Source organism: Virgibacillus sp. LDC-1 (genome assembly GCF_030137545.1).
Classification (GTDB): domain Bacteria; phylum Bacillota; class Bacilli; order Bacillales; family Amphibacillaceae; genus LDC-1.
Window position 1 is genome coordinate 185,425 of the sequence record NZ_JARUVL010000004.1, and the last position, 24,333, is coordinate 209,757.

Annotated in this window: 26 protein-coding genes and 1 pseudogene; 12 read left to right on the top strand and 15 right to left on the bottom strand. The window is 36.7% G+C overall.

Annotated features, from left to right (window positions below; all coding sequences use genetic code 11):
- Window positions 1-9 precede the first annotated feature (9 nt).
- The 8 genes from QBK89_RS05730 to QBK89_RS05765 all read left to right on the top strand — a co-directional run bounded on the left by QBK89_RS05730 (window position 10) and on the right by QBK89_RS05765 (window position 10,526).
- On the top strand, window positions 10-1,539 hold the full coding sequence (locus tag QBK89_RS05730; RefSeq protein ID WP_284140071.1) for an acyl-CoA carboxylase subunit beta: 1,530 nt from the start codon (window positions 10-12) through the stop codon (window positions 1,537-1,539).
- Between the two features lie 226 nt (window positions 1,540-1,765).
- Complete coding sequence (locus QBK89_RS05735) at window positions 1,766-2,230, top strand: flavin reductase family protein (protein WP_284140072.1); 465 nt, start codon at window positions 1,766-1,768, stop codon at window positions 2,228-2,230.
- Between the two features lie 233 nt (window positions 2,231-2,463).
- On the top strand, window positions 2,464-3,336 hold the full coding sequence (locus QBK89_RS05740; protein ID WP_284140073.1) for an ABC transporter permease subunit: 873 nt from the start codon (window positions 2,464-2,466) through the stop codon (window positions 3,334-3,336).
- The gene (locus QBK89_RS05745; protein WP_284140074.1) at window positions 3,329-4,249 is read left to right on the top strand and encodes an ABC transporter permease; all 921 of its coding nucleotides are present in this window, start codon (window positions 3,329-3,331) and stop codon (window positions 4,247-4,249) included. The genes QBK89_RS05740 and QBK89_RS05745 overlap by 8 nt, the downstream gene beginning before the upstream one ends.
- A gap of 72 nt (window positions 4,250-4,321) precedes the next feature.
- Window positions 4,322-7,981: a dynamin family protein gene (locus QBK89_RS05750; protein ID WP_284140075.1), complete on the top strand. Its 3,660-nt coding sequence runs from the start codon at window positions 4,322-4,324 to the stop codon at window positions 7,979-7,981.
- Window positions 7,956-8,816: a 5'-3' exonuclease gene (locus QBK89_RS05755; RefSeq protein WP_284140076.1), complete on the top strand. Its 861-nt coding sequence runs from the start codon at window positions 7,956-7,958 to the stop codon at window positions 8,814-8,816. Before QBK89_RS05750 ends, QBK89_RS05755 begins: the two co-directional genes overlap by 26 nt.
- A gap of 148 nt (window positions 8,817-8,964) precedes the next feature.
- Window positions 8,965-9,630 (top strand): CPBP family intramembrane glutamic endopeptidase, encoded by a 666-nt coding sequence (locus QBK89_RS05760; protein ID WP_284140077.1) that lies wholly within the window; start codon window positions 8,965-8,967, stop codon window positions 9,628-9,630.
- A gap of 314 nt (window positions 9,631-9,944) precedes the next feature.
- Complete coding sequence (locus QBK89_RS05765) at window positions 9,945-10,526, top strand: DUF4256 domain-containing protein (RefSeq protein WP_284140078.1); 582 nt, start codon at window positions 9,945-9,947, stop codon at window positions 10,524-10,526.
- 202 nt (window positions 10,527-10,728) lie between these two features.
- On the opposite strand, the gene QBK89_RS05770 is transcribed toward QBK89_RS05765, so the two are convergent.
- Window positions 10,729-10,902, bottom strand: a complete 174-nt coding sequence (locus tag QBK89_RS05770) for a hypothetical protein (RefSeq protein WP_284140079.1) — start codon at window positions 10,900-10,902, stop codon at window positions 10,729-10,731.
- A 195-nt stretch (window positions 10,903-11,097) separates the two neighbouring features.
- Between QBK89_RS05770 and QBK89_RS05775 the strand changes: the two genes are divergently transcribed.
- Window positions 11,098-11,634: a P-loop NTPase family protein gene (locus QBK89_RS05775; RefSeq protein WP_284140080.1), complete on the top strand. Its 537-nt coding sequence runs from the start codon at window positions 11,098-11,100 to the stop codon at window positions 11,632-11,634.
- A gap of 204 nt (window positions 11,635-11,838) precedes the next feature.
- On the opposite strand, the gene QBK89_RS05780 is transcribed toward QBK89_RS05775, so the two are convergent.
- From QBK89_RS05780 to vrrA, 5 genes and pseudogenes are all read right to left on the bottom strand, one after another.
- On the bottom strand, window positions 11,839-13,377 hold the full coding sequence (locus QBK89_RS05780; RefSeq protein ID WP_284140081.1) for an FAD-dependent oxidoreductase: 1,539 nt from the start codon (window positions 13,375-13,377) through the stop codon (window positions 11,839-11,841).
- Window positions 13,378-13,485: 108 nt separating this feature from the next.
- Entirely contained in the window at window positions 13,486-13,725 is a 240-nt protein-coding gene (locus QBK89_RS05785) for an indolepyruvate ferredoxin oxidoreductase subunit alpha (RefSeq protein ID WP_284140082.1), read from the bottom strand.
- Window positions 13,726-13,891: 166 nt separating this feature from the next.
- On the bottom strand, window positions 13,892-14,092 hold the full coding sequence (locus tag QBK89_RS05790; protein ID WP_284140083.1) for a DUF6501 family protein: 201 nt from the start codon (window positions 14,090-14,092) through the stop codon (window positions 13,892-13,894).
- 56 nt (window positions 14,093-14,148) lie between these two features.
- Window positions 14,149-15,203 (bottom strand): annotated as a pseudogene (gene msrA / locus QBK89_RS05795) (peptide-methionine (S)-S-oxide reductase MsrA).
- An 82-nt stretch (window positions 15,204-15,285) separates the two neighbouring features.
- Window positions 15,286-15,873, bottom strand: a complete 588-nt coding sequence (vrrA, locus tag QBK89_RS05800) for a VrrA/YqfQ family protein (protein ID WP_284140084.1) — start codon at window positions 15,871-15,873, stop codon at window positions 15,286-15,288.
- Between the two features lie 360 nt (window positions 15,874-16,233).
- Here vrrA and QBK89_RS05805 point away from each other — a divergent pair, with 360 nt between their 5' ends.
- Window positions 16,234-16,554: a YolD-like family protein gene (locus tag QBK89_RS05805; protein ID WP_284140085.1), complete on the top strand. Its 321-nt coding sequence runs from the start codon at window positions 16,234-16,236 to the stop codon at window positions 16,552-16,554.
- Window positions 16,555-16,593: 39 nt separating this feature from the next.
- Here QBK89_RS05805 and QBK89_RS05810 read toward each other — a convergent pair whose 3' ends face one another.
- The 7 genes from QBK89_RS05810 to QBK89_RS05840 all read right to left on the bottom strand — a co-directional run bounded on the left by QBK89_RS05810 (window position 16,594) and on the right by QBK89_RS05840 (window position 20,309).
- Window positions 16,594-16,815, bottom strand: a complete 222-nt coding sequence (locus QBK89_RS05810; protein ID WP_284140086.1) for a YozE family protein — start codon at window positions 16,813-16,815, stop codon at window positions 16,594-16,596.
- A gap of 18 nt (window positions 16,816-16,833) precedes the next feature.
- On the bottom strand, window positions 16,834-17,574 hold the full coding sequence (gene tatC, locus QBK89_RS05815; protein WP_284140087.1) for a twin-arginine translocase subunit TatC: 741 nt from the start codon (window positions 17,572-17,574) through the stop codon (window positions 16,834-16,836).
- A 105-nt stretch (window positions 17,575-17,679) separates the two neighbouring features.
- Window positions 17,680-17,862, bottom strand: a complete 183-nt coding sequence (locus tag QBK89_RS05820) for a twin-arginine translocase TatA/TatE family subunit (protein WP_284140088.1) — start codon at window positions 17,860-17,862, stop codon at window positions 17,680-17,682.
- A 21-nt stretch (window positions 17,863-17,883) separates the two neighbouring features.
- Complete coding sequence (gene tatA, locus QBK89_RS05825) at window positions 17,884-18,090, bottom strand: twin-arginine translocase TatA/TatE family subunit (RefSeq protein WP_284140089.1); 207 nt, start codon at window positions 18,088-18,090, stop codon at window positions 17,884-17,886.
- 142 nt (window positions 18,091-18,232) lie between these two features.
- Window positions 18,233-18,814, bottom strand: coding sequence for a molybdenum cofactor guanylyltransferase (gene mobA, locus QBK89_RS05830; RefSeq protein ID WP_284140090.1), 582 nt, complete (start codon window positions 18,812-18,814; stop codon window positions 18,233-18,235).
- 21 nt (window positions 18,815-18,835) lie between these two features.
- The gene (locus QBK89_RS05835; protein ID WP_284140091.1) at window positions 18,836-19,327 is read right to left on the bottom strand and encodes a dihydrofolate reductase; all 492 of its coding nucleotides are present in this window, start codon (window positions 19,325-19,327) and stop codon (window positions 18,836-18,838) included.
- 25 nt (window positions 19,328-19,352) lie between these two features.
- Window positions 19,353-20,309: a thymidylate synthase gene (locus QBK89_RS05840; RefSeq protein ID WP_284140092.1), complete on the bottom strand. Its 957-nt coding sequence runs from the start codon at window positions 20,307-20,309 to the stop codon at window positions 19,353-19,355.
- A gap of 130 nt (window positions 20,310-20,439) precedes the next feature.
- On the opposite strand from QBK89_RS05840, the gene QBK89_RS05845 reads away from it, so the two are divergent.
- On the top strand, window positions 20,440-21,453 hold the full coding sequence (locus QBK89_RS05845) for a C40 family peptidase (protein WP_284140093.1): 1,014 nt from the start codon (window positions 20,440-20,442) through the stop codon (window positions 21,451-21,453).
- An 86-nt stretch (window positions 21,454-21,539) separates the two neighbouring features.
- Here the strand turns inward: QBK89_RS05845 and QBK89_RS05850 are convergent, their stop codons facing one another.
- Window positions 21,540-22,136, bottom strand: a complete 597-nt coding sequence (locus QBK89_RS05850; RefSeq protein ID WP_349774622.1) for an HD domain-containing protein — start codon at window positions 22,134-22,136, stop codon at window positions 21,540-21,542.
- Window positions 22,136-23,803 (bottom strand): formate--tetrahydrofolate ligase, encoded by a 1,668-nt coding sequence (locus QBK89_RS05855; protein ID WP_284140094.1) that lies wholly within the window; start codon window positions 23,801-23,803, stop codon window positions 22,136-22,138. The genes QBK89_RS05850 and QBK89_RS05855 overlap by 1 nt, the downstream gene beginning before the upstream one ends.
- Window positions 23,804-24,111: 308 nt before the next feature.
- Here QBK89_RS05855 and QBK89_RS05860 point away from each other — a divergent pair, with 308 nt between their 5' ends.
- A complete protein-coding gene (locus QBK89_RS05860; protein ID WP_284140095.1) occupies window positions 24,112-24,312 on the top strand; it encodes a cold-shock protein in 201 nt (66 codons plus the stop codon).
- Window positions 24,313-24,333 lie beyond the last annotated feature (21 nt).

Here is a 24,333-nt window from a genome sequence, read left to right on the forward strand (position 1 = left end):
GGTTTTTACATGTCCTATCTGGATGAATTAAGCAAGCGAATCGAAACGATTGAAAAAGGGGGAGCTGAGAAATATCACCAAAAAAATAATGAAAAAGGAAAGCTTTTTGTCAGAAGTCGACTTGAATTACTGTTCGATGAAGATCTTGAGGTAGAGGATGCCTTTTTCGCCAATTGTATGGATGATTCATTGCCCTCGGATGGGGTAGTTACTGGTATTGGACGAATTAATGGCCAGGATGTATGTGTAATGGCAAATGATTCGACTGTAAAGGCAGGCTCATGGGGAAAACGGACGGTAGAAAAAATCATTCGTATTCAAGAAACGGCTGAAAAACTTGAAATTCCAATGCTATATCTAGTAGACTCTGCGGGTGCGCGTATTACCGATCAGATAGAAATGTTTCCGGGAAGACGTGGAGCTGGAAGGATTTTTCATAATCAAATAAAATTATCCGGTAGAGTTCCGCAGGTTTGTCTTTTGTTTGGCCCTTCCGCAGCAGGTGGTGCATATATTCCAGCTTTTTGTGATATCGTCATAATGGTGGATGGAAATGCTTCAATGTATTTAGGTTCACCTCGAATGGCAGAAAAGGTAATCGGTGAGAAGGTTAGCTTAGAAGAAATGGGTGGTGCGAAAATGCATTGCTCTATTTCCGGATGTGGAGATGTATTGGTGAAATCAGAGCAAGAAGCAATTGAATATGCACGAAAATACTTATCCTACTTCCCTGCTAATTTTCGGGTAAAACCTGAGGCACTCACACCGAAGGAAAGTAAAAGGGTCGAAAAAACAATTGCTGAGCTAATTCCAGAAAACCAAAATGCGCCATTTAATATGTACGATTTAATTGATCAAATTATCGATGAAGACAGCTTCTGTGAAATAAAGAAAAAGTTTGCTCCCGAGCTAATTACAGGATTAAGTAGAATGAATGGAAAACCAGTCGGTATTATTGCGAATCAACCACGTATGAAAGGTGGTGTTTTATTTCCTGATTCAGCGGATAAAGCTGCCAAATTCATTCAATTATGTGATGCCTTCCATATCCCATTACTGTTCTTAGTAGATGTTCCTGGGTTTATGATTGGCACAAAAGTAGAGCAGCAAGGAATTATTAGACATGGGGCAAAGATGCTTGCAGCAATGAGTGAGGCAACTGTACCAAAGATTTCCGTAATTGTTCGAAAAGCTTATGGTGCAGGGCTTTATGCAATGGCTGGACCTGCTTTTGAACCAGATTGTTGTCTTGCCCTTCCGACTGCTCAGATTGCGGTTATGGGTCCAGAGGCAGCTGTAAATGCGGTGTATGCAAATAAAATAGCAGAACTTCCGGAAGAAGAGCGCGCTGCTTTTATTAAAGAAAAACAAGAATCTTATAAGAACGACATTGATATTTATCGGTTAGCTTCAGAATTAGTGATTGATGCGATTATTGAACCGGATTTATTACGAGAGGAATTAACGAAACGCTTTCAGATATACGAGGCAAAGAATGTTCTCTTTACAGAAAGAAAACATGGTGTATACCCAGTTTGATTTGAAAAATTACTGCACTCTCCCATTATCGTTAGATGGAGAGTGCTCTTTTTTAGAATAGAGCATGCTAAAGGATTACAATTCGTATTTACATACAATTTGCTGCTTTTGCACATTCGCACTTTATTTTAATATGATGTATAGGAAGAGCAAGTTAATTCAAAAAGTAACCATTTAATGATACGCTGAAAAAGTATAGATAGAAAACTTTAAAGGGGGAATCTAAATGGATGAACGTCAATTTCGTGATGCTATGGGGAAATTCACAACTGGAATAACGATCGTATCCGTTGATTATAAAGATGAAGTTTTTGCAATGACGGTTAATGCATTTATGTCTATTTCATTAAATCCGCGACTCATTGCCATTTCAATAGCAGAAAAAGCAAGTATGTATCCAAAATTATTGGAAGCAAAACGCTTTGGCTTAAGTGTTTTAAAGGAAGAGCAAAAAGATATTTCCATGATTTTTGCAAAACAAAAGGAAAAAGATCGCCAAATTCCCTTCAGCCAATTACAACAAAATCCGATAATAGAAAATGCACTTGCGATGCTATCGTGCACGGTGGTTGACACGCATAAAGCGGGAGATCATGTGATATTTATTGCAGAGGTTGAGGACCTCAAAACAAATAACGGATCGCCATTACTATATTATGGTGGGAAATATGAGCAGATAAATAAAGCTTAAGATACTTAGCTACTTTCATAAATAAAAAATCCTTCTTACAAAATAGGTGAAGAAGGATTTTTTTATTTTCTTCGAATTAACTCCCTTGATTCCTTTATCAGGATTACACTGAACCACTCTCTCTGTTTTTAAACGGCGCTTTTGTACTTTTGTTACTTGACCAAATTTTCTGTAAGTAGTACATTTTACTTATGTAAAAAGCAGCATTGTTTACTGAACGGGAGCGTGAGTGAATGCAGCGTATTCGAACAAGTTTATCTTTTTTTATCATCGTATTTTTTATTCTCATGTTAGCCGCAATTCCGTTAGCCCTAAATACCACATCAGGGAAGCTAATGATCGATTTTCATGTAGTTAGTAGATTAATAAATACATATATTAGCGGAATTGGAACCGGTGATACATTTATTTATCAAGAAGGAATAGATCGCAGTCCAAACTTCTTGCAAACAGTAGGAAGACATTTTAGTCTTTCTTTTGTCTATTTGCTAGTTGCTGGTTTAGCTGCAGTTATAATCGGAATGATAGTAGCTAGCTGGTATAGTCGATCCAAAAAGGAATGGAGCAAGGATATTATTGGATTTTTAGGATTGATTCCTGATTTTATTTTTATTTTATTTTTACAATTAGGAGTAGTATGGGTCTATCAATCTACTGGTTTCCATATTGCAAGAGTTGCTTCAAGAGGAGCAGATGAACATGCGTTACTTCTTCCGCTCATTACGTTAATTATTGTTCCAACAATTTATCTCATCCGAACACTTTCAGAGGCTACAGCTTATGTCTTAACAGAGGATTATATTTTAACAGCGAAAGCGAAAGGGTTTTCTGTCTTCTATATTTTTATGCAGCATGCTGTCCGCAATATATTACCTTATTTAAAAGCAGACTTACATAAGGTAATCGCAATCATGATGAGCAATTTATTTATTGTCGAGTATTTGTTTAATATTAGTGGACTAACCAGTTTACTCTTTACGAAGGACGGATACCAATATAATTTAACCGTGAATACGCTGTTAACGATGGTCATTATGTACGTGCTTTTATATTGGAGTATTCGGCTTTTTATCGTGATTTTAGAAAGGATTTTTTCCTATGAATAATTTTCGACTATTGCTTGGAATTAGTTTATCTTCGTTTATTGTTTTAGTCGCTATATTTGGTCCGCTTTTTGCTCCGTACGATAAAGATGAAGTGGAGCCATCTGGTTATTATTATAATAGCGCAGACGATTTTGGTGTTTATGCTGCGCCATATCCACCTTCTCGACAGCATCCTTTTGGGACGGACGAGTGGGGGTATGATATATTGACCTTGCTACTATATGGAGCTAAATATACGGTGTTTGCTGGATTAGTAATCGCATTTTTTCGAGTTGTATTAGGTTCAACCTTAGGTGTTATGGCTGGATTGAATCGGAAAAATCAAAGAAAAGACAAAGGCATCGGTTTTGGACTTCTTGGGAGCATACCAGCATTTATCATTATTTATTTTGCATTAATCGGCATATCAATAAATTCTTCCTTAAAAATGAGTGAATTAATCGTTCTTCAAGTTTTGTTAATGATTATTGTAGGTTTCCCAGGAGTATATGCAGCAATGCAAGCGAAAACGATAGAGTTAAACAAGCGTTTGTTTATAACAGCATCCGCTTCACTCGGAGCAAGCAAGCTACAAATTGCAGTAAAGCATATTTTCCCACATTTAAAGGGAACGATGCTTGTGATGTTTTTAAAAGAAATTGTTTTGTCGCTTTCACTTCTTGGACAGCTTGGGATTTTCAACTTGTTTTTAGGGGGAACGATACTTCGTCTTGGCGGACCACCTGTATATATTTCGGTTAGTCGAGAATGGACTGGATTAATCGGTCAATGGCGTGCTTTTATTTTTGATTATCAATGGATTTTAATGTTTCCGATGCTTTCTTTTTTATTTGTTGTTTTTTCATTTTATATGCTGTTACGTGGTGTGGAATTGCAGCAAAAATCAAACTTAACTAAACAGCCTTACATATAAAGCATCGGTAGCTAAACTTCTTATATTCTCGTATAATGAAAGATAGCATTTCGAGGAAAGGATTTGTACAGCATGCGTACACCGCAAAACCAAAACTTGAAGATTGATACTACTCAAATCACTGCATTGTATCATACACTACAAGACCATAATGATGTCGAAAATGCAGCAAAGCTTATGGAACTATTCGAGAAAGTACAGAAGGATGAGATGGTCATTGCCTTTGCTGGGCATTTTTCTGCAGGGAAATCGTCCATGATAAATGCGTTGCTTGAGAAAAATATATTACCGTATAGTCCAGTCCCTACAAGTGCAAATATTGTAAAGGTTACATCTGGTGAAGGTGTTGCTCGAGTTTATTTTAAGCATGAAAGCACCTATGAATATAAAGAACCGTATGATATTGACGCATTAAAAGCGTATTGTACAACGAAGGATACTATCCAACAAATTGAAATTAGTCTTTCTTCAGCACTTCTCCCACCACGAACAGCACTAATTGACACACCAGGCATTGATGCTGCTGATGATGCTGATCGTGTAATTACTGAATCATCGCTCCATCTTGTTGACATGCTTTTTTATGTAATGGATTACAATCATGTTCAATCAGAAGTAAATTTAGTATTTCTGCAACAGATCCAAGAAATGGGCATCCCATTTAATATAATTGTTAATCAAGTAGATAAGCATGAAGAGAAGGAATTAGCTTTTCATACCTTTCATGAACGTGTAACCGAAACATTTCAGCAATGGTCTATTTCTCCGCAAATGATTTATTATTGCTCGTTAAAGGATATGGATCATCCGCAAAATCAATTTCAAATGATTAAAGAACGGTTATTTCATTTGTTAAAAGAAGATAGAACTTCTATATTACGAACTTCAAGCTCCTTTCAGCAAATCGTACATGCACATAAAGAAAAGCTAAAGCAGGAATTCGCGGAGCAACAATCCGAAATTGCTTCATCTTCTGAGAATAAAGCGGGACTTATAGAGAAGCTGAAAAAAACAGAGGATGACATGAATCGGATAAAGGAGCTTCCAGCAGTATTCGAATCAGCCTTTTCACAGGATATGAATACAACGTTACAAAACGCCTACATTATGCCTGCAGAGCTGCGTGATCTAGCAAATCAGTTTCTTGCTTCACTGCAAAAGGATTTTAGGGTTGGTTTATTTGGTGCGAAAAGAAAAACAGAAGAAGAAAAACAAGCTCGTTTACAATCGTTTCTCGAGGCTTTTCAGCAAGTTGTCGAATCGAACATTCAATGGAAGCTAAGAGATAAATTCACTGCATTAATAAAACAATATCCGATTCATGATCAATCTATATTAAATGAACTCCAGCAATTTTCTATCGACGTAACAGAGGAAGACTTATTTAAAGTAATTAAACCAGGCGCGGAATTGAATGGTAGCTATCTCTTGAATTATACGAATGAGCTGGCAGCAAATATAAAACAGCGATACAAACAATTATCATGGCGTATCTTAGAACAAATGAAAACAGCGTTACAAGCAAATCAAGCTACTGAGCTCCGAAAAAGTGAAGATATAAAGCAAGCATTGGAAGCAGAACTTATTAGTAAACAGAAAGAAGTAGACTTGGAAAATGATCTCCAAAGCGCAATGGCTGCGATTGATCAGTGTCTGGTAGCACCAGATGTAACGGATGACCAAATTTGGTCGTTGAAAAGCGCCATAGAAACGAATCGGGCACCAGTTGTTAAAGGTGAATTAGAAGCTGCAGTAATGGAACAGCCTACTGAACGCTCTAGAGAAGCTCTATCAAATCAAAAAAAGCCGACATCTATCCATACAATCGAACAGGTACTACCAATCATGGAACATACAGAAAAGTCCGTAGAAGGCCTGCCAGGCTTTGAAACAGTGCTTAGAGATTTACAGGATAAAAAAGAGCGCCTAGAAAATAGAGCGATCACGATTGCGTTATTTGGTGCATTTAGTGCTGGGAAATCGTCGTTTGCTAATGCGCTACTTGGTGAAAAAATATTACCATCTTCACCAAACCCTACGACGGCTGTTATTACACGTATATGTCCAGTTACACATACAAAACCACATGGAACGGTTGTATTAACATTAAAGGGCGAGCAAACTTTAATAGACGATTTAGAAGTAATGCTTGGTGAACGATTGCCTAAAGCAAATTCATTTAAAGCACTGCTACATCAAGTAAAAGAAGAAGTGCTTCCGAATCATACCATTGAACCGATCTATGCCACTTATATTCACGCACTTATCCAAGGCTATGAACAGTTCCATATGCATATTGGAAAAACAACGACCGTTTCGTTGGATGCATTCCAGGATGTGGTTACAAATGAAGCAAAGGCATGCTATATCGAGGAAATTGATCTTTTTTATGATTGTGCATTAACACGACAAGGAATCACCATTGTTGATACACCTGGTGCTGATTCCATTAATGCACGACATACGAATGTGGCATTTAACTATATTAAATATGCGGATGTTATTTTATACATTACGTATTATAACCACGCGCTTGCAAAAGCAGATAAAGAATTTTTGCTTCAGCTTGGAAGAGTTAAGGAAGCATTTCAGCTCGATAAAATGTTTTTCATTATTAATGCAGCTGATTTAGCGCTGCATACCGCAGACTTAGAAATGGTAAGCAACTATGTAGAGGAACAACTACAGTTACTCGGAATTCGTTTGCCTAGAATTTATCCGGTATCAAGTAAACACTCGCTTCAGGATAAGCTTGATAGCAAACAACTAAACGAGAAAATGGCTACCTTTGAACAGGATTTTCATGCGTTTATCCATCATGATCTTGCTGCATTAATGGTGAACAGTGCATTATTTGAAGTACAACGAATTCAAACTACATTAACACAGTTCATCGAGACGGCAACTTTATCGCGTCAGGAAAAGGAAACATATCGGAAACAGCTTCTACAGGCACAAAGTGACATGGAAGCTGTAGTAAGCAGCCATTCGATAACAGTTTATTTAAAGCAACTAGAACAAAAAATTGAAAAACAGCTATTTTATGTTCAAGAACGCTTGTCCATTCACTTTCATGATTTATTCAAGGACTCCTTTAATCCGACAACGATAACGGATTCTGGGAAAGCGGGTAGGATGGGATTAGAGCAAGCATTAAAGTCACTCCTAAAGGATACTAGCTATACGTTATTACAGGAGGCAAGAGCAGTTTCTCTACGTGTGGAAAAATATATACGTGAACAATTAAATGACGTGAAACAAGAATTGACAACAAGGATAGCGACTATTGATGAACGCTTTGTTTTACCGGATTATCCAGTAATTGAAATCAATACCCCGGTTTACGAACAAGCGTTCCAACACCTTGAACTAGCGCATTTTCAAAAAGCATTATCGTTTTTCAAGGGGACGAAGGCTTTCTTCGTACACAATGAAAAGGAAAACGTAAAAGAAGCGATTTACGAAAAGCTAACACCTGCCATTCAAGAATATTTGGAGCGGATATCTCAAGATATGTACACCTCCTATGAAACGCAATGGGAGCAGATTTTTTCTGCGTATCGTCAAAAGGCAGTCACAGAGCTTGCTGCTTATGTAGATAATCATTTATCTGTTATGGGGGATGGGGTAGACGTTACAAAGCTTCAGCAACGAAAACAGCAGCTAGATCAAATTATTCCAAGTGAAATGATGGAGGTAAATGAAAATGAAGCAGAACATACTATTAATTGATGGGATGGCCTTATTATTTAGAGGATTTTATGCAACAGCTTATCGTGGAAACTTTATGAAAACAAGTGCAGGCGTCCCAACAAATGGAGTTTATCAGTTTTTTCGCTATTTGCTTGATGCGACCAATACATTCAGCCCTACCCATGCGATATGCTGTTGGGATATGGGGAGTAAAACATTTCGCACAGATTTGTATGACGGGTATAAGTCCAATCGATCTGCACCGCCGGAGGAATTAATCCCCCAATTCGATTTAGTCAAAGAGGTAGTGGAATCTTTTGATATTCCGAATATTGGATTAGAGAACTTTGAAGCGGACGACTGTATTGGAACATTAGCGCGTCATTATGCAACAGAGCATAATGTGCTTATTTTAACAGGAGACCAAGATATTTTACAGCTTGTGGATGAAGGCATTAAAGTTGCAATTATGCGAAAAGGACAAGGGAATTATGAAGTCTTTGATCATGAAAACTTCTATGAAAAAAGAGGAATAAAACCAGCTCAAATGATTGATTTAAAAGGCTTAATGGGTGATAGCTCCGATAATTATCCAGGTGTTAAAGGAATTGGTGAAAAAACAGCTCTCAAGCTTTTACAAACCTATGAAACCATTGATGCGTTACTAGAAAATATTGATCAGCTCCCAAAGGGGGTACAAGCTAAAATAAATGCCGATTTAGAGATGCTACACTTGTCTCGAACACTAGCAGAAATAAAATGTGATGTACCAATTAGCTGTAGACTTGAGGATGCACTGTGGAAATATGACAAGGAAAAGGTTACGAAAAAAGCAGCAATGTTAGAATGGAAAAATTTCGCAAAGGCATTGTAATAGAATAGCCTAAAACAAAAGCAAACCAAGCTAATTATAGGTTTGCTTTTTCAGTCTTTACAATGAAAAATAAAAGTATTGATAAATACTCGTAATAGAAGGAAGAGATTTTGTATAATAAAGGAAATAGAGAAAATAGGGGGATCACATGAAATCGAGAACACAGTATATTCTTATTAGCACCATTGTTACGTGTAGCTTACTTGCGTTTATTGAACACGGTTTACCAATCAATTATGGCATTAAAACAATAAGTAAAGTGGTTTTATTTGGTTTGGTCATATTTATATACAAGCAAGTGTTCCGAGATTTTACATGGAAAGCCCCTGTTAGCTTACATAAACTAGGAAAGAAACAAATAACACGTATGCTACTGCTCGGATTCATCTCGGCAGGAGTTGTACTTTTAGCATTTGTAATATTACAGCCATTCCTTGACTTATCTTCCATTAAAACAGATTTAACCGACCGATTGGGAATATCAGCAACTGGATTTATTTGGGTTGGACTGTACGTAACCTTTGGTAATTCATTTTTAGAGGAATATTTTTTTAGAGGATTTATCTTTTTTAATTTACCACGAAAGCTTGCGTATGCCTTCGCTCCGGTTTTGTTTGCAGCATACCATATACCGATGATTATTCTGTGGTTTAGTCCAATATTGGTGGCTGTATGCTTTTTCGGATTGTGGTTAATTGGTATTATCTTTCATATCGTAAATGAAAAAAATAAATCGATTTGGGCATCGTGGATGATTCATATTTGCGCAGATATCATGATTATTTTGATCGGTATGTCGATATTCTACGGCTAAGTTTGGATGACATTATTCGGTTGCGCTTTTTTGCATCTCCCAATAATAAACACGGGGAAGTCCCCATATTAACAAATATCTTGGATAAGTGAAAAACCAACAAATACGATCATGTGCCAGTCAAGTTGTCTCATTGCAGCTCCTCCTTATCAATAGGTTATTTCTAGACATACTTGTCTGATGCTAAGTCTAAGCAGAAACATTTCATTATTTTATTTCATCAATATCGGAAAGGAGTTAAAATGAAACAATAGACACCTTTTTGGAGAACGTATGCATTTATGTATCAAAAAATTAATAGGAGGAAATAACACATGACAAAGCAAAATGAAAAGGGTAGACAAAAAGCGCTAACTGAAGAACAGCGGGAAAATTTGCTGCAACTATTACAGACTCGTTTTGAAAAACATATGCACCGTCATCCTGACTTACAATGGGATAAAGTCCAAGAAAAACTAGATGCGCATCCTGAAAAACTTTGGTCACTTAATGAAATGGAAAGAACAGGCGGGGAACCAGATGTTGTTGGTTACGATAAAGCACAGAATGAATTTATTTTCTTTGATTGTTCTGTAGAAAGTCCCAAAGGTCGAAGAAGCGTATGCTATGATCGGGAAGCATTAGAGTCGAGAAAAAAACATAAGCCAGAAAACAACGCGGTCGATATGGCAACAGCGATGGGGATTGAAATTTTAACAGAAGAACAATACCGTGCATTACAGAAGCTGGATCATTTTGATATGAAAACATCAAGCTGGATACAAACTCCAGCTGCTATTCGCAAGCTAGGTGGAGCAATTTTTTGTGATTATCGCTATGATCATGTTTTTGTCTATCACAATGGTGCGGAATCTTATTATGCTTCAAGAGGATTTCGGGGCGCATTAAAGGTATAAGCAATAAAAGAGCATTTTGAAATGGATGTTAAAACAAATACAAAGGCTTTGAACATACCTAAAAACCACTTTTTTGTCCTACTCAAATAAGCACAAAATATCCCACATCTATTGAATAGATGTGGGATATAACGCAATTATTGTAAAATAAGAATGCATCTTCGTTCCCGTTTATTACCACTTAATAGGGAAACTCTCTACATCAATGACCAATATTATCACTATCGTCACTCAATGGTTCTACTACTTCTCCATCCTTATCTATTACAATACTTTCGGTTTTCTTATTTGTATCGGCTAAAAATGAATAAGAAATAAAGCCAGTCAAAACAATAATAACTGTTGTTGTTAATACAATAAAGGTTCTTTTTTTCATAGGAACTCCTTTCTAATATATCCTTAAAAAAGTATGAACGGAAAAATAATACCGCTTATTTTACAAATAGAATTTAGTAGTAATTTAATTGTAACATAATTAATGGTACAATTATAAATATTTGTAATTAAGTGATGAAAGATATTGATTTTAGATATATAACAAAGGAGTAATAGGGAAGAGGGGGTAGAGAATATGGAAAAAATCATGGTACTAGGTGTTTCATCTGGAGTAGGCAAATCAACGTTTGCTAGAAAGCTAGGAGAGATAATAAATGTTGATGTATACCATTTAGACCGCTTATTTTGGAAGCCAGGCTGGAAGCAAGCGACGATAGAACAATTTTCGACAGCACAAAAAAATATTATTTACCATAACAAACAATGGATTATCGAAGGAAATTATAGTAATACATATGAGATTAGAGCTCAATATGCGGATACGATTGTTTATTTAGAACTTCCACGTTATATATGCCTTTATCGTGTTCTTAAGCGTTGGTTAAAAAATAGAGGAAAAACTCGTCCTGATGTCGGTGAAGGCTGTCCCGAAAAAATGGATTGGGATTTCATAAAGTTCATTTGGACAACGTATTATCGAAGGAAAAAGAAAATGAGGGAACGGTTTCAATTATTTCAAGCACAAGATGCAAGAAACGTTTATTTTCTTAAAGGAAAAAAACAAATTCACTCCTTTTTAAAGGAATTAGAACGTGTTAATACCACTGTATAATTTAATCGAACAAAGAGGTCACGTTTTGTGAAATAGGTTTGTTTTATTTTCTAGTTTACATAATATATATTATAGGAAGTTATAGAGGAAAACGTGTTTCATATCTCGAAAACTAAGTATACTTTTGATATTGAGATAAAATAATAAAATTTTACTTCATACATAAAAACAACTTCAAATTCAATCGAAGTTGTTTTTAAATGATTAATCCAATTCAGCTGCATCGCGTTTTTGTAATGGCTTTTTTGCTGGGCCTTCAATGACTGCTCCATCATATGAAAATCTTGATCCATGACATGGACAGTCCCAAGTTCGATCCCCAGAATTCCATTCAACCTCACAGCCTAAATGTGTACATGTTGTATCAACGATATGCAGCTTGCTGTCCATATCTTTATATATTCCAGTACGTTTTCCTTGAACTCGTGTAACAGTTGCTTCATCATTTTTTAGTTGCGCTACATCATTGTCAGGATACTCTAGTTTACCTTTTATTAAGTGCTTTGCTACATCAGCGTTAAATTGTGTGAACTTGCGAATAGCTGGATCTGCTTGAAACCTTGCTGGGGAAAACAATTCTGTGTATGGATTATCTTTTTCCATAATGTGATCTGTGATAATCTTTGCAGCAATTGTTCCATTTGTCATTCCCCATTTACGATAGCCTGTTGCGATAAAAACATTTTGCTGTTCTTTCGTAATTGGACCAATATAAGGAACTTTATCTAACGTCGTCAAATCTTGTGCGGACCACCGATATAAACATTTTGAAGCATCAAATTCCTTTTGAGCAAATCTTTGTAATGCTTCATAATGTTCGATCGTAGGCTTGCCTTGACCAGTTTTATGATTTTCACCGACAACCAACCATAAGTCTTTTCCAGCAATTTTTGTGCTACGAATGGATCTTGTAGGTGTTTCCGCATTAATATACATTCCACCTGGATACTTTTTTGGTGTCTCCATTGCTACAATATAAGCGCGGTCTGCATACATTCTTGTTGGATAAAATCCTTGTCCATCATAGAACGGAAAATGTGATGCAGCAATAACATAACGGCATGTTACGCGCTGTCCTTCCTTCGTAATAATTGCAGGGTGGTTGTTGTATTCGACATCCATTGCTGTCGTATGCTCATAAAAACGAACCCCTTGATCAATACATGCTTTTGTTAGCGCGGTTAAATACTTTAATGGATGAAACTGTGCTTGGTTAGACATCACTAGAGCAGTTTTCATTGGAATATCCAACGGCATTTTGTCTACTAGCTCACCCTTTATTCCAAGTTTATCGTATGCTTTCCATTCATCCTCTAGCTTGACTATATAGTCGTCTGAATTTGTATATAGGTAAGCATGTTCCTCTTGAAGCTCACAGGATATATTTAGTTGCTTTGCAATTGTTTCTATTAATTGTTTAGCTTCTATTGCTGCTTGATAATAATGCTGTACTTTTTCTACGCCAAAATGCTGAATTAATTCATCATAAATTAAGCCGTGCTGGGCGGTGATTTTAGCGGTTGTATGACCTGTAGTACCATGTAATATTTTCCCTGCATCAAGTAATATGACCTTGTAATTTTGTTTGGATAAAAGGTATGCCGCGGTTATCCCTGTAATACCACCACCTACAATACCGACATCTGCCTTACAGCTCTCTTCTAGTGTTGGAAATTCTGGAATGTTAATCGATTGTAACCAATATGATTCTGGAACAACTGGCATCTGTTGCTGTGCGCTCATTTTTGCGCCCTCCTATTTATCTGTTATGAATAACATTATTATTCCCAACCGTTGTGCTTTTTATTTTCATAATAAGAAAACCCCATTGCATAAACAATGGGGTTGGTATTACCTTTCTTCAAAAAACTTACGATTCAAAGTAATATATTCCGTTTCTTCTTCAGGGACTTCATCTTCCATATATATAGCTTCAACAGGACAAACTGCTTCACATGCTCCACAGTCAATGCAAATATCGGGATCAATATAAAACATGTCCTTACCTTCTTCTATACAGTCCACAGGGCAAACCTCTACACATTCACCTGCTTTTTCACCCTTACAAGGTGAAGTAATTACGAAAGCCAAGAGAGTCTCCTCCTTCAATAATGTATATCTAAATCCTACTTCCATTACTAATATTACAAAATATGCCTTAGTTGAGCAAGCTTGAAACGAGTTAAAGAATCTTTCAGCTTCTAAAAAAGAAAGTAGTTACCTTATAATATGTCATATTTTTAAATAATAAAATAGACTACTCTTTAAAGTATTCTTTTCGAAATCCAGCGATACGGTTGCTATTGTCGATAATAAAGTAAAATTCTTCTGTTTCGTTTTTTACATCGTATTTCTTTCCCGGGGTGAGCTTATTATCCACCATATACTTTTTTGCGTTTGTATGCACACATTCGATTTGTTTGATTGTTGGTTTGTTTTCCCATTTTAGATGAAGCATGTTTTTCCTCTTTTCTATATTTAGTTTACATAATCATATTATGGTTAACAATGTTTCTATTTAAATAAATAAAGATAGTTTTCATAACCTTTTGCTTGCATTTCAGTTTTTGGAATAAAACGTAATGCTGCCGAATTAATACAATATCGCAGGCCGCCTTCTTCCTTTGGTCCATCTTCAAATACATGTCCTAAATGAGAATTTGCGGCTTTACTTCTAATTTCTGTACGTACCATTCCATGTGATGTATCCGTGTTTTCAGTAATTTCAAATTGGTCTACAGGCTTTGTAAAGCTTGGCCATCCACAGCCCGCATCGAATTTGTCCTTTGATGAAAACAAAACCTTTCCAGAGATAATGTCAACATATATACCTTCTTCTTTATTATCCCAGTATTCATTTTGAAACGGTGGCTCTGTACCATTTTCTTGGGTCACATTGTATTGAATCGCTGACAGGTTTTTAATGCGTTCTTCTCTATTATGCTGCCAATGTTTTTGAAGGAAAGCCTCTCTTCCGGAGCCTTTTTTGTACAATCGATAGTGGAAAGGTTGTTTCTTATAATAATGTTGGTGCTGTTCTTCTGCACGATAAAATGGTTTGGCTGGAACGATGCTTGTTACAATCGGTTTAGAAAAACGACCGCTTGCCATTAAAGCTTCTCGAGATTGCTCTGCGATTTGTTTTTGTTTTTCGTTATGGTAAAAAATCGCCGTTTGATAGGATTCTCCTCGATCATGAANCCGCTTGCCATTAAAGCTTCTCGAGATTGCTCTGCGATTTGTTTTTGTTTTTCGTTATGGTAAAAAATCGCCGTTTGATAGGATTCTCCTCGATCATGAAACTGACCGCCGACATCTGTAGGATCGATTTGCTGCCAAAACGTTTCTACAAGCTTTTCGTATGGCATGATTTCTGGTTGAAATGTAATTTGAACAGCTTCCACATGTCCTGTTGTATGTGTGCAGACTTCTTCATAGCTTGGATTTTCTACATCGCCACCAGTGTAACCAGACTCCACCTTAATAATTCCTGGCCGTTGATCAAATGGTTCGACCATACACCAAAAACAACCTCCTGCAAATGTGGCAACCTCTATCTTATTCGTCATTGATGCTTCCCTCCATTTCTGACATGTTTACCTCTTATTTTTCCCTTTTTCTCTTCAGAAATCAAGTGTAGCGCATATTTTTTTAAATAAATAGTTTTGGAACAGACTCCCCTGTCTTCGTTTTTCTTTTTACATCGCTTTTTTCTGTTATCTTTTTTTCGCTTTTTTTTGTTGTAGATGAGCTTTTCTTTGTTTTATTTTTTGGTTTTTCTTTATCTTTCTTCTTTTTCTTTTTCCCTTGTTCGGACTCTTCTTCATCTATTTCTTCATTGGACTCGTTATTATCCTCCTCTTCTTCCGAGTTTCCCATATCAGTTAACGCTTGCATCATTCTAAACATTGCTGGAAGGTTTTTAACCATTGGACCATACTGTTTTACCATCGGAGCAGTTGTTTCTACCATCTTTAACATTTGTTGAATATTGCTTAGCGTACCAGTTAATCCACCTGAACTTCCCGCTGCTCCAGTAGCATTCCCAATCATTGAATTACCCAGCATGGAAGTTGGATTTGCGCCGCCTAGTCCTGGACGTAGAAGTCGTTGGATAAAGGAACCAGGATTGCTTTGTGGGAAATTAGCCATTGCTTGACTAGGCATAAACATATTACCTGGCATACGTGCTGGAACGTTTGCCATGAAATTACCCGGACCTTGTGGTGGGAACACCATAATTATCTCTCCCTCATTAGAAATCATCTAGTTTATTGTACGTTAGGCAAAGGAAAGCGTGTAGGCTTTCATCCACTATCCTTATTGTTTTGCTTTAAAATTAAGTTCGATCTTTTTATTGGAAATAGGATTATTGTCTAAATCTATTTCCCGGGAAACCGCAGGAAAATACAAATCCAGCGCATATCCCCGTATATTTTGACGAATGCGTGCGAATTATCGCCATAATAGCCGACTCTTGTAATTCAATCAAACGTTTGTTTTAATTCATAACTCGAAGCTAATCCATTATTTTCTTTGATAAAATCATTGATATAGGAACGTTTGTTTGTATATAATAAAAATATTGGAGGTGTAGTCATGCCAAAAGATCGTGGTAATATAAAATGGATCTCACTAATGCTCCCGGAGCATGTTGTTTTGCTTAAAGAAATGTGGAATGAGGATAATAAACGAAAACCACCTGTATTAGATATTCAAGAAGCGGAATTGATTAATAGAGAACTAGTTGCAGCTATTAAAAATAATTGTCCAGTTACTGTCTCGTTTTACGATAATGGAATTGTAAACGTACACGAAGGACTTGTGCAATGGGATGGATATTCCTCCTACATTCATCTGCAAATAAACAATGGTCATGCAAAAAAGATTGCTTTTCAGCAAATTACTTCTGTTAACTAAACAGTGGCTATTCCGAATCGGAATAGCCACTTTACTGTTTTAATCTGCTTCTTTTGTTATATAGGTATCCCATAGCGAATCAAATGTAGGAATAGCATTAACAAACGGACTATATAATTCCAAATATGCACTAATTTCATCATAGGAGGTTGCTTGCTTTGGAAAATTATGATCATGAAACATCCAATCTGCAAGCCTGCTTTCATCGTCTGGATGCTTTTTTCCTCTGTATGTCATCATAAAATGATAAAATGATCGCATGTTCAGTTCGCCTCCAATCTACTCCTCTTCCATAAAGTCACGATGCTTCTGTTGTTTTTTTCGATAGACAGCAGCAGAAAGATAAATACTAATCTCATATAAAATAAACATCGGAATAGCCACAACGATTTGTAGAACAAAATCAGGTGGTGTAACGACCGCTCCTATAATAATTAATACAAAATAAGCATACTTTCTTGTTTTGCGTAAAAAATGTGGTGTTATTATCCCTAAACTCGTTAAAAACATCGCGATAATTGGAATTTCAAATAAAATCGCAAATGGAAGTGTTACTCGGAACATAAATCGAAAATATTTATCAACGGTAAAAAGCTCGTTAAACATTCCATCATTTAAAGATAATAAAAAAGGTAAAATAAGCTGGTTAAAAATGATATATCCGAAAACAAGACCACCTAGGAATAATAGAAATAAAGCCGGTATGTAGGCTACAGATGCCCTTTGTTCTTTTGTAGTTAATCCTGGTTTAATAAACAGCCATACTTGTAAGGCTAATACAGGGATGGTACCAATAATTGCAATAATCCCAGCCATTGTAAAATAAATCCATAATATATCACCTGGGCTATTAACATACAGTTCAAAGGTAAAATCCTTTTCAAAAAAGGCGTAAATATCTTTTACATATACAAAGCCAACGATAAAGAATGCGATAAAAAATAATCCTGTTATAATTAGCCTGTTTCTTAATTCGGATAAATGTCCAGTTAGATCCATTTCTTTTTCATCCGATGTCATATCCACCACTCCCCACTGTACGAGCACAAAAGAAGATGTAAGGTAATTCCCTACACCTTTCTAAAGTGAAATATCCACAATGCTTGTTCCACCAATAAATCAGAACTAGTCATTTGTATTATTTTTTTTGTTGTCATCATCATCAATAATCCCTTTTGTAGCGTTTTTAAATTCCTTTAGTGAGGAACCAAAAGCCTTACCAATTTCAGGGAGCTTAGATGGACCAAAAATGACAAGAGCTACAATTAATATCAAGATTAATCCAGGCAGTCCAATATTCGTAAACATATAAATCACTCCGGATGTTCTTTATTTTTGATCGTTGATTATTTCCTTTGTTTCCTTAATTTCATTCGATACATCACTCGTTAAGTCACGGGTCGATTTTTTGAATTCACGTAATGTCTGCCCTGCTGCCTTTCCTATTTCAGGTAGCTTTTTCGGTCCGAAAATAACAAGTGCTATGATCAAAATTAAAATAAGTCCAGGAAAGCCGATATTAGAAAGAAAACTCATGCTTACACCCTCTTTTATAAGTTATCATTTTCGTAAAGATTCAATAATTTTCAATTATAGTGTACCATGCCACAGAAGAATTAAACAAGCATTATATCAACGCTTACAAATAGCATATAACAAACATAAAACGATAAACGATTCACTGACGCGTCTTAATTACTTCATAATCCACTGGATAATTCATATTAAAAAAATGATTCTCAAGTATGTCACTTTCAAATCCGGGGAACTCCTTCATATATAACACATTAACTTGATCAAGCAGGGTTCGGACACGTAAGTTGTTTGTTGTAAGCTGGTTCTGAAGCTTAGGTAAAATGGTTCTACGATAAATACCTGCTAACGGATGCAATTGTCCATTATAGCTCGGAACAACTGCATCATAATTGCCAAGCTGTGTTAATAAATACATATATAGTCTTGGCTCAATTAATGGCATATCACATGCAGCGAATAGATAAGCGTCTGCTTGAACATTTTGTAGAGCAGTCTCCATTCCAGCAAGCGGTCCTTTGTGAGGAAAATTATCTGGGAAAATAGAGAGATTTAGAAATATATACGGTTCTCTATCGTTGCTAATGATAATAACGTCATCACAACAAGCATGGAGCTTATCTGCTACATGTTCAATAGCAGATTTCCCTCCTATGTTTAATAATGCTTTATTCGTTCCCATTCTAGAAGATTGCCCACCTGCTAAAATTACTCCACAAGTCTTCATCTTATCTCTCCGTTACATTGTTTATATTCGGTCATACTGTACAAAGTAATAGTCGTAAGGGTTCCTTTCGTCCCGCTCTCCTTTAACATTTGATGTTATTTTCCAATCCGTAGTCGAAAATACGGGGAAATATGTATCTCCAGCAAAAGTCTCATCAATCATCGTGATATACATGCGATCTGCATAGGCTAGCATTTGTTCAAAGAGCTTGCCGCCTCCTATAATGAAATATTCCGCTTCTGGCTTTTCGGCATTCCATTTCAGTATCGTATCAATATCATGAATAACCTCAATATCTTCAGGAAAGATAGCCTGCTTATTACGCGTGAGAACGACATTCCTTCGATTTGGTAATGCTTTACCAATAGATTCAAATGTGTTTCTTCCCATAATAATTGTATTTCCAGTTGTTTTTTCTTTGAAAAATTTTAAATCCCTTGGGAGATGCCATGGTAAATCATTGTTCGCACCGATTACCCGCTCCCGATCCATTGCAACTAATAATGAAAGCATTCAAATACACTCCTTAATAAAAAACTTAAACCGCAATTGGTGCTTTAATAGTTGGATGCGGGTTATATTCGCTTATCTCAAGATCTGTTAATTCAAAATCAAAGATTGAATTCTTTTCCTTGTTTATCGTTAATTTAGGAAATGCTCGAATTTCTCGATCAAGCTGTGTTTTTACTTGCTCCATGTGATTCGTATAAATGTGTGCATCGCCCAATGTGTGCACAAATTCACCAACTTCTAAACCACATTCATGGGCGATTAAATGTGTTAATAAAGCATAGCTGGCAATATTAAAGGGAACACCAAGAAAAACATCTGCACTACGCTGATAGAGCTGACAAGAAAGCTTCCCATCTGCAACGTAAAACTGAAAAAGTGTATGACATGGTGGTAAAGCCATGCTTGGAACATCCTCTGGATTCCACGCAGATACAATATGCCGTCTAGAATCTGGAAAATGTTGAATAGAATGAATAACTTCTTTTAACTGGTCGATCGTCTCGTTTCTCGATGTTTTCCAAGCGCGCCATTGCTTGCCATATACTGAACCAAGGTCGCCATATGTTTTTGCAAACGCATCATCCTCTAGAATACGCTGTTTAAATGCGTTCATTTGTTCCTCATACTTTTTGTTGAATGCAGGATCCTGTAAGCAACGATTACCAAAATCAGTCATATCTGGTCCTGTATATGCGTCACTCTCCACCCAATTTTTAAACGCCCATTCATTCCAAATGTTATTGTTGTTTTCTAATAAGTAGCGGATATTTGTATCCCCTTTTATAAACCAAAGTAATTCACTTGCGATTAATCGAAATGGTACTTTCTTTGTTGTCAATAAAGGAAAGCCTTCATTTAAGTCAAAGCGCATTTGATGGCCAAAAATAGAATATGTACCTGTATTTGTTCGGTCTTCTTTTTTATGTCCTTTAGCTAAAATATGTTTGCATAAGTCTAAATAAGCTTGCTCCCCATAATTCATTACGCACCCTCCAATAGAAATGTACTCGATAAACTAATTTTCTCTTATTGTAACATAAACGTAATTCATAAATAGAGATAATTCTCCATAAAAGTAGTAAAAGAGTCATATAGAAAGGGGTTAAATGCATATGAATGGGACGCTAGAGCATGTAGTGAAGCAATCCTTCATTTATAGTTATTTGTTAAGTCAGCCATTTGCTGCTTATGTCGATGCATATCCTGCCCTTCAGAATAAAATATTACAAGAAGCAGAACAGCTTCAATATGGAGAGCATGGAGAAAGCGTACGTATTTTACAGCATAAGTTAAGCAAGCTCTCCTACTACGACGATCAAATCGACGGGGAGCTTGGTATTTTAACTGAGCACGCATTGAAGAAGTTTCAAAAGGATTATGGAATGTCGATAACTGGTGAAGCTGACTCAGAAACGATCCACGCCATTATTAAAGCCGAAAAAAAACGTAAAATTCGCCAAATCGAAAAAATGTCCGAGACAATTTATCCAGGGATGCATAGTGAGGACGTAAAAATTATTCAGGATACCCTAAAATATTTCGGATATTATGAGGGAGAGATTGATGGAATATATGGACCACTTACACAAAAAGCATTAGAAGTAGCAGAGGAAGAACATGATTTAGAATTAACAAAAGGTGTAACCCAAGCATCCTTACAGGCGATGTATCAAAAGGATAAGGATGTTAAGGTCAAGGAGGACGTAGAGCCTCAATCTGCCTCTACCACAAAGAAGAAAATTAAAAACGTACAAGTGAAAAGTCAAGATTATTCTGGAGTGATTCAAACAGCAAAGGCATTAATCGGAACTCCGTATGTATGGGGAGGAACGGCTCCTGGGGGATTCGATTGTAGTGGTTTTATTCAGTATGTTTATGAAACACAAAGTGTTACCGTTCCTAGAACAGTTAGTGACATGTGGAATTTTGCTAGTGGAGTTAGTAAACCATCCGTTGGTGATCTTGTCTTTTTTGAAACGTATAAGCCTGGACCATCACATATGGGAATCTACATAGGCGATGGGAAATTTATTCATGCGGGAGAATCACGTGGAGTCGAAATAAGCGCACTTAACAATTCGTATTGGAAGGATAAATATTTAGGTGCAAAACGAGTTAGTAACTAAAATAAAGCCTAGCGATCAAATTCACTGACCGCTAGGCTTCGTATTTGCTAGTATTGTGTTCACAGTCACGTGAACTAGGATACTTATCATTCCCACTCATGCAAAAATTGCTCCATAAATGTCTCCATAAAATGATGTCTTTCTTCGGCTAGTGTTTTAGCTGTTGCTGTATGCATATGGCTTTTTAAATGAAACAGTTTGTCATGAAAATGCTGAATGGAATTGTTTTCCTTTCCGGTCGGATCATACATAGGTTGTCCTTTTGCACCACCGTATGCAAAGGTTCGGGCAATTCCTATAGCACCAATCGCATCTAAACGATCGGCGTCTTGGACGATTTTTCCTTCTAGGGTAGCTGGCGTCTTCCCACTACTAAATGAAATATGCGCTAATGTATGATTGATCTGATCTATTTCATCCGATGAAAGATTAAGTGATACTAAAAAATGATTCATCTCTTGGATGGCTGCTTGTGGCTTTTTAAATAATTTATGGTCACCAACATCATGAAGCCATGCAGCCATTTCACATATAACGCTATTCGCTTTCTCCGTTGTTGCAATGGTACAAGCTAATGTGGCAACACGCTGTAGGTGATAAAAGTCATGCCCACTCGCATCCTTGGAAAATAGGTGCTTTACATATTGTTTTATTGCGATTAATTGATCTTGCTCGTTCATCATTAAAATAACCCTAGAATCGTTCCATCTTCCGCTACATCCATATTCAATGCTGCCGGCTTTTTCGGAAGTCCAGGCATCGTCATCACATCTCCGGTAAGTACGACAATAAAGCCAGCTCCAATGGAAGGACGTAATTCACGAATGTTGACTGTAAATCCTCGAGGTCTTCCTAATAATGAAGGATCATCAGAAAGTGAATATTGGGTTTTAGCCATACAAATAGGTAGCTTTCCCCACCCTTGCGCTTCATAGTACATTAGTTGTTTTTTTGCTTTTGGTGAAAGCTCAATATCATCTGCTCCATAGACATTTTGCGCTACTTTTCTTATTTTTGTTTCTAATGTTTCGTTAAGATCATACATGGGCTTAAATTGCTTGCTTTCTTCCGTCTTCTCGATTACCTTCTCTGCAAGTGCAATTCCTCCTTCGCCTCCCTTTGCCCAAACATCTGCTAAGGCTACATCAATATTTCTTGATTCACACCAGGATTCAAGGAATTGCAGTTCTTCGTCAGTATCGGTTGGAAATTTATTTATTGCAACAACGTACGGTAATCCAAACTGTTCAATTGTTTCTACATGCTTTTTAAGATTTTCCATTCCAGCTTTTAAAGCCGCTACGTTTTCTTTGGATAAATCCGTTTTGCTAACTCCACCATGCATTTTTAACGCACGTACGGTTGCTACAACAACAACAGCATCTGTTTTAAAATCACCAGCTCGTGTTTTTATATCAAGGAATTTTTCAGCTCCTAAATCGGCACCAAAGCCAGCTTCCGTTACAACATATTCTCCTAACTTTGCAGCGGTTTTTGTAGCTAATATACTATTACAGCCATGTGCAATATTGGCAAAAGGCCCACCATGGATAATTGCTGGTGTGTTTTCAATGGTTTGTACGAGGTTTGGTTTAATTGCGTCTTTTAATAATAATGTGAGTGCCCCTTCTGCTTTAAGGTCTTTTACCGTTACTGGAGTCTCGTCGTATGTATATCCAATTACAATGTTAGCGATTCGTTGTTTTAAGTCATCAAGTCCTGATGCTAAACAAAGAATGGCCATTATTTCGGATGCAACTGTAATATTAAATCCATCTTCTCTTGGGATGCCTCGTAACGGGCCACCTAAACCAACGACGATTTGTCGTAATGCGCGGTCATTCATATCCATTACACGCTTCCACTCAATTCTACGGGGATCGATGTTTAATGCATTTCCTTGGTGGATATGATTATCAATTAAGGCAGATAGTGCATTATTTGCACTTGTTATGGCGTGGATATCACCAGTAAAGTGTAAATTAATATCCTCCATCGGCAGCACTTGTGAATAACCGCCCCCAGCTGCGCCCCCTTTTATACCCATAACGGGACCAAGTGAAGGTTCACGTAAAGCAATAACTGCTTTTTTTCCGAGTCTATTCATTGCTTGTCCAAGTCCAACGGTTACGGTTGATTTACCTTCTCCAGCAGGTGTAGGGTTGATCGCCGTAACGAGAATTACTTTTCCGTCTGGTCGGTCAGATAACCTTTTATAAAGATCATCAGATATCTTTGCTTTTGTATGTCCATAAGGCTGCCAATCTTCATTGTTTAGTCCTAAGCTATCAGCAATTTCATGAATCGGTTTCATCGTTGCTTGTTGTGCTATTTCAATATCAGTCTTCATATACAACTCCCTTTCCCTCATAATAAGTCAAGTGTAATTCATTTTTTTAAAATTGCACGTAATTACACTTGTGTTAGCGTTTACAATTATATAACGATTTGCTAGAAAATGAAACAAATTTTTGATGTATAATACCTTGCAATCCCTTGACTGGTATAGGAAAATGAACTATATTAGACACAAGCAAGGGAGTCAAGTCAATTGCTGAAAAGAGACATATTAATTCTTTATAAAAACATTGGTAATTGGCCTATGATCTGCTTTGTATTAACACGTTTTACGTGAGAGTTTTAGGAGGATTCGTTTACATGGAAAATGGAGTAGTAAAATGGTTCAACGCGGAAAAAGGTTACGGTTTTATTCAAGTAGAAGATGGAAATGATGTATTTGTCCATTATTCTGCAATTCAAGAAGAAGGATTCAAGACATTGGAAGAAGGCCAAGCAGTATCCTTTGAAATTGTTGAAGGTGAACGTGGTCCACAGGCAGCAAACGTAGAGAAAAGCTAATGGAAAACAATATAGGTTAGA

What these genes read in the sequence shown, in the direction of transcription:
- QBK89_RS05740 (WP_284140073.1), top strand. Translation starts at nt 2,464, where the DNA reads ATGCAGCGTATTCGAACAAGTTTATCTTTTTTTATCATCGTATTTTTT.
- QBK89_RS05765 (WP_284140078.1), top strand. Translation starts at nt 9,945, where the DNA reads ATGACAAAGCAAAATGAAAAGGGTAGACAAAAAGCGCTAACTGAAGAA.
- QBK89_RS05850 (WP_349774622.1), bottom strand. Translation starts at nt 22,136, where the DNA reads ATGATGAACGAGCAAGATCAATTAATCGCAATAAAACAATATGTAAAG.
- QBK89_RS05860 (WP_284140095.1), top strand. Translation starts at nt 24,112, where the DNA reads ATGGAAAATGGAGTAGTAAAATGGTTCAACGCGGAAAAAGGTTACGGT.
- QBK89_RS05790 (WP_284140083.1), bottom strand. Translation starts at nt 14,092, where the DNA reads ATGCTTCATCTAAAATGGGAAAACAAACCAACAATCAAACAAATCGAA.
- QBK89_RS05745 (WP_284140074.1), top strand. Translation starts at nt 3,329, where the DNA reads ATGAATAATTTTCGACTATTGCTTGGAATTAGTTTATCTTCGTTTATT.
- QBK89_RS05855 (WP_284140094.1), bottom strand. Translation starts at nt 23,803, where the DNA reads ATGAAGACTGATATTGAAATAGCACAACAAGCAACGATGAAACCGATT.
- QBK89_RS05840 (WP_284140092.1), bottom strand. Translation starts at nt 20,309, where the DNA reads ATGAATTATGGGGAGCAAGCTTATTTAGACTTATGCAAACATATTTTA.
- tatA (WP_284140089.1), bottom strand. Translation starts at nt 18,090, where the DNA reads ATGAGTTTTCTTTCTAATATCGGCTTTCCTGGACTTATTTTAATTTTG.
- tatC (WP_284140087.1), bottom strand. Translation starts at nt 17,574, where the DNA reads ATGACATCGGATGAAAAAGAAATGGATCTAACTGGACATTTATCCGAA.
- QBK89_RS05805 (WP_284140085.1), top strand. Translation starts at nt 16,234, where the DNA reads ATGCCAAAAGATCGTGGTAATATAAAATGGATCTCACTAATGCTCCCG.
- QBK89_RS05735 (WP_284140072.1), top strand. Translation starts at nt 1,766, where the DNA reads ATGGATGAACGTCAATTTCGTGATGCTATGGGGAAATTCACAACTGGA.
- mobA (WP_284140090.1), bottom strand. Translation starts at nt 18,814, where the DNA reads ATGAAGACTTGTGGAGTAATTTTAGCAGGTGGGCAATCTTCTAGAATG.
- QBK89_RS05755 (WP_284140076.1), top strand. Translation starts at nt 7,956, where the DNA reads ATGAAGCAGAACATACTATTAATTGATGGGATGGCCTTATTATTTAGA.
- QBK89_RS05780 (WP_284140081.1), bottom strand. Translation starts at nt 13,377, where the DNA reads ATGAGCGCACAGCAACAGATGCCAGTTGTTCCAGAATCATATTGGTTA.
- QBK89_RS05750 (WP_284140075.1), top strand. Translation starts at nt 4,322, where the DNA reads ATGCGTACACCGCAAAACCAAAACTTGAAGATTGATACTACTCAAATC.
- vrrA (WP_284140084.1), bottom strand. Translation starts at nt 15,873, where the DNA reads ATGGTGTTCCCACCACAAGGTCCGGGTAATTTCATGGCAAACGTTCCA.
- QBK89_RS05730 (WP_284140071.1), top strand. Translation starts at nt 10, where the DNA reads ATGTCCTATCTGGATGAATTAAGCAAGCGAATCGAAACGATTGAAAAA.
- QBK89_RS05845 (WP_284140093.1), top strand. Translation starts at nt 20,440, where the DNA reads ATGAATGGGACGCTAGAGCATGTAGTGAAGCAATCCTTCATTTATAGT.
- QBK89_RS05760 (WP_284140077.1), top strand. Translation starts at nt 8,965, where the DNA reads ATGAAATCGAGAACACAGTATATTCTTATTAGCACCATTGTTACGTGT.
- QBK89_RS05835 (WP_284140091.1), bottom strand. Translation starts at nt 19,327, where the DNA reads ATGCTTTCATTATTAGTTGCAATGGATCGGGAGCGGGTAATCGGTGCG.
- QBK89_RS05775 (WP_284140080.1), top strand. Translation starts at nt 11,098, where the DNA reads ATGGAAAAAATCATGGTACTAGGTGTTTCATCTGGAGTAGGCAAATCA.
- QBK89_RS05820 (WP_284140088.1), bottom strand. Translation starts at nt 17,862, where the DNA reads ATGTTTACGAATATTGGACTGCCTGGATTAATCTTGATATTAATTGTA.
- QBK89_RS05810 (WP_284140086.1), bottom strand. Translation starts at nt 16,815, where the DNA reads ATGCGATCATTTTATCATTTTATGATGACATACAGAGGAAAAAAGCAT.
- QBK89_RS05770 (WP_284140079.1), bottom strand. Translation starts at nt 10,902, where the DNA reads ATGAAAAAAAGAACCTTTATTGTATTAACAACAACAGTTATTATTGTT.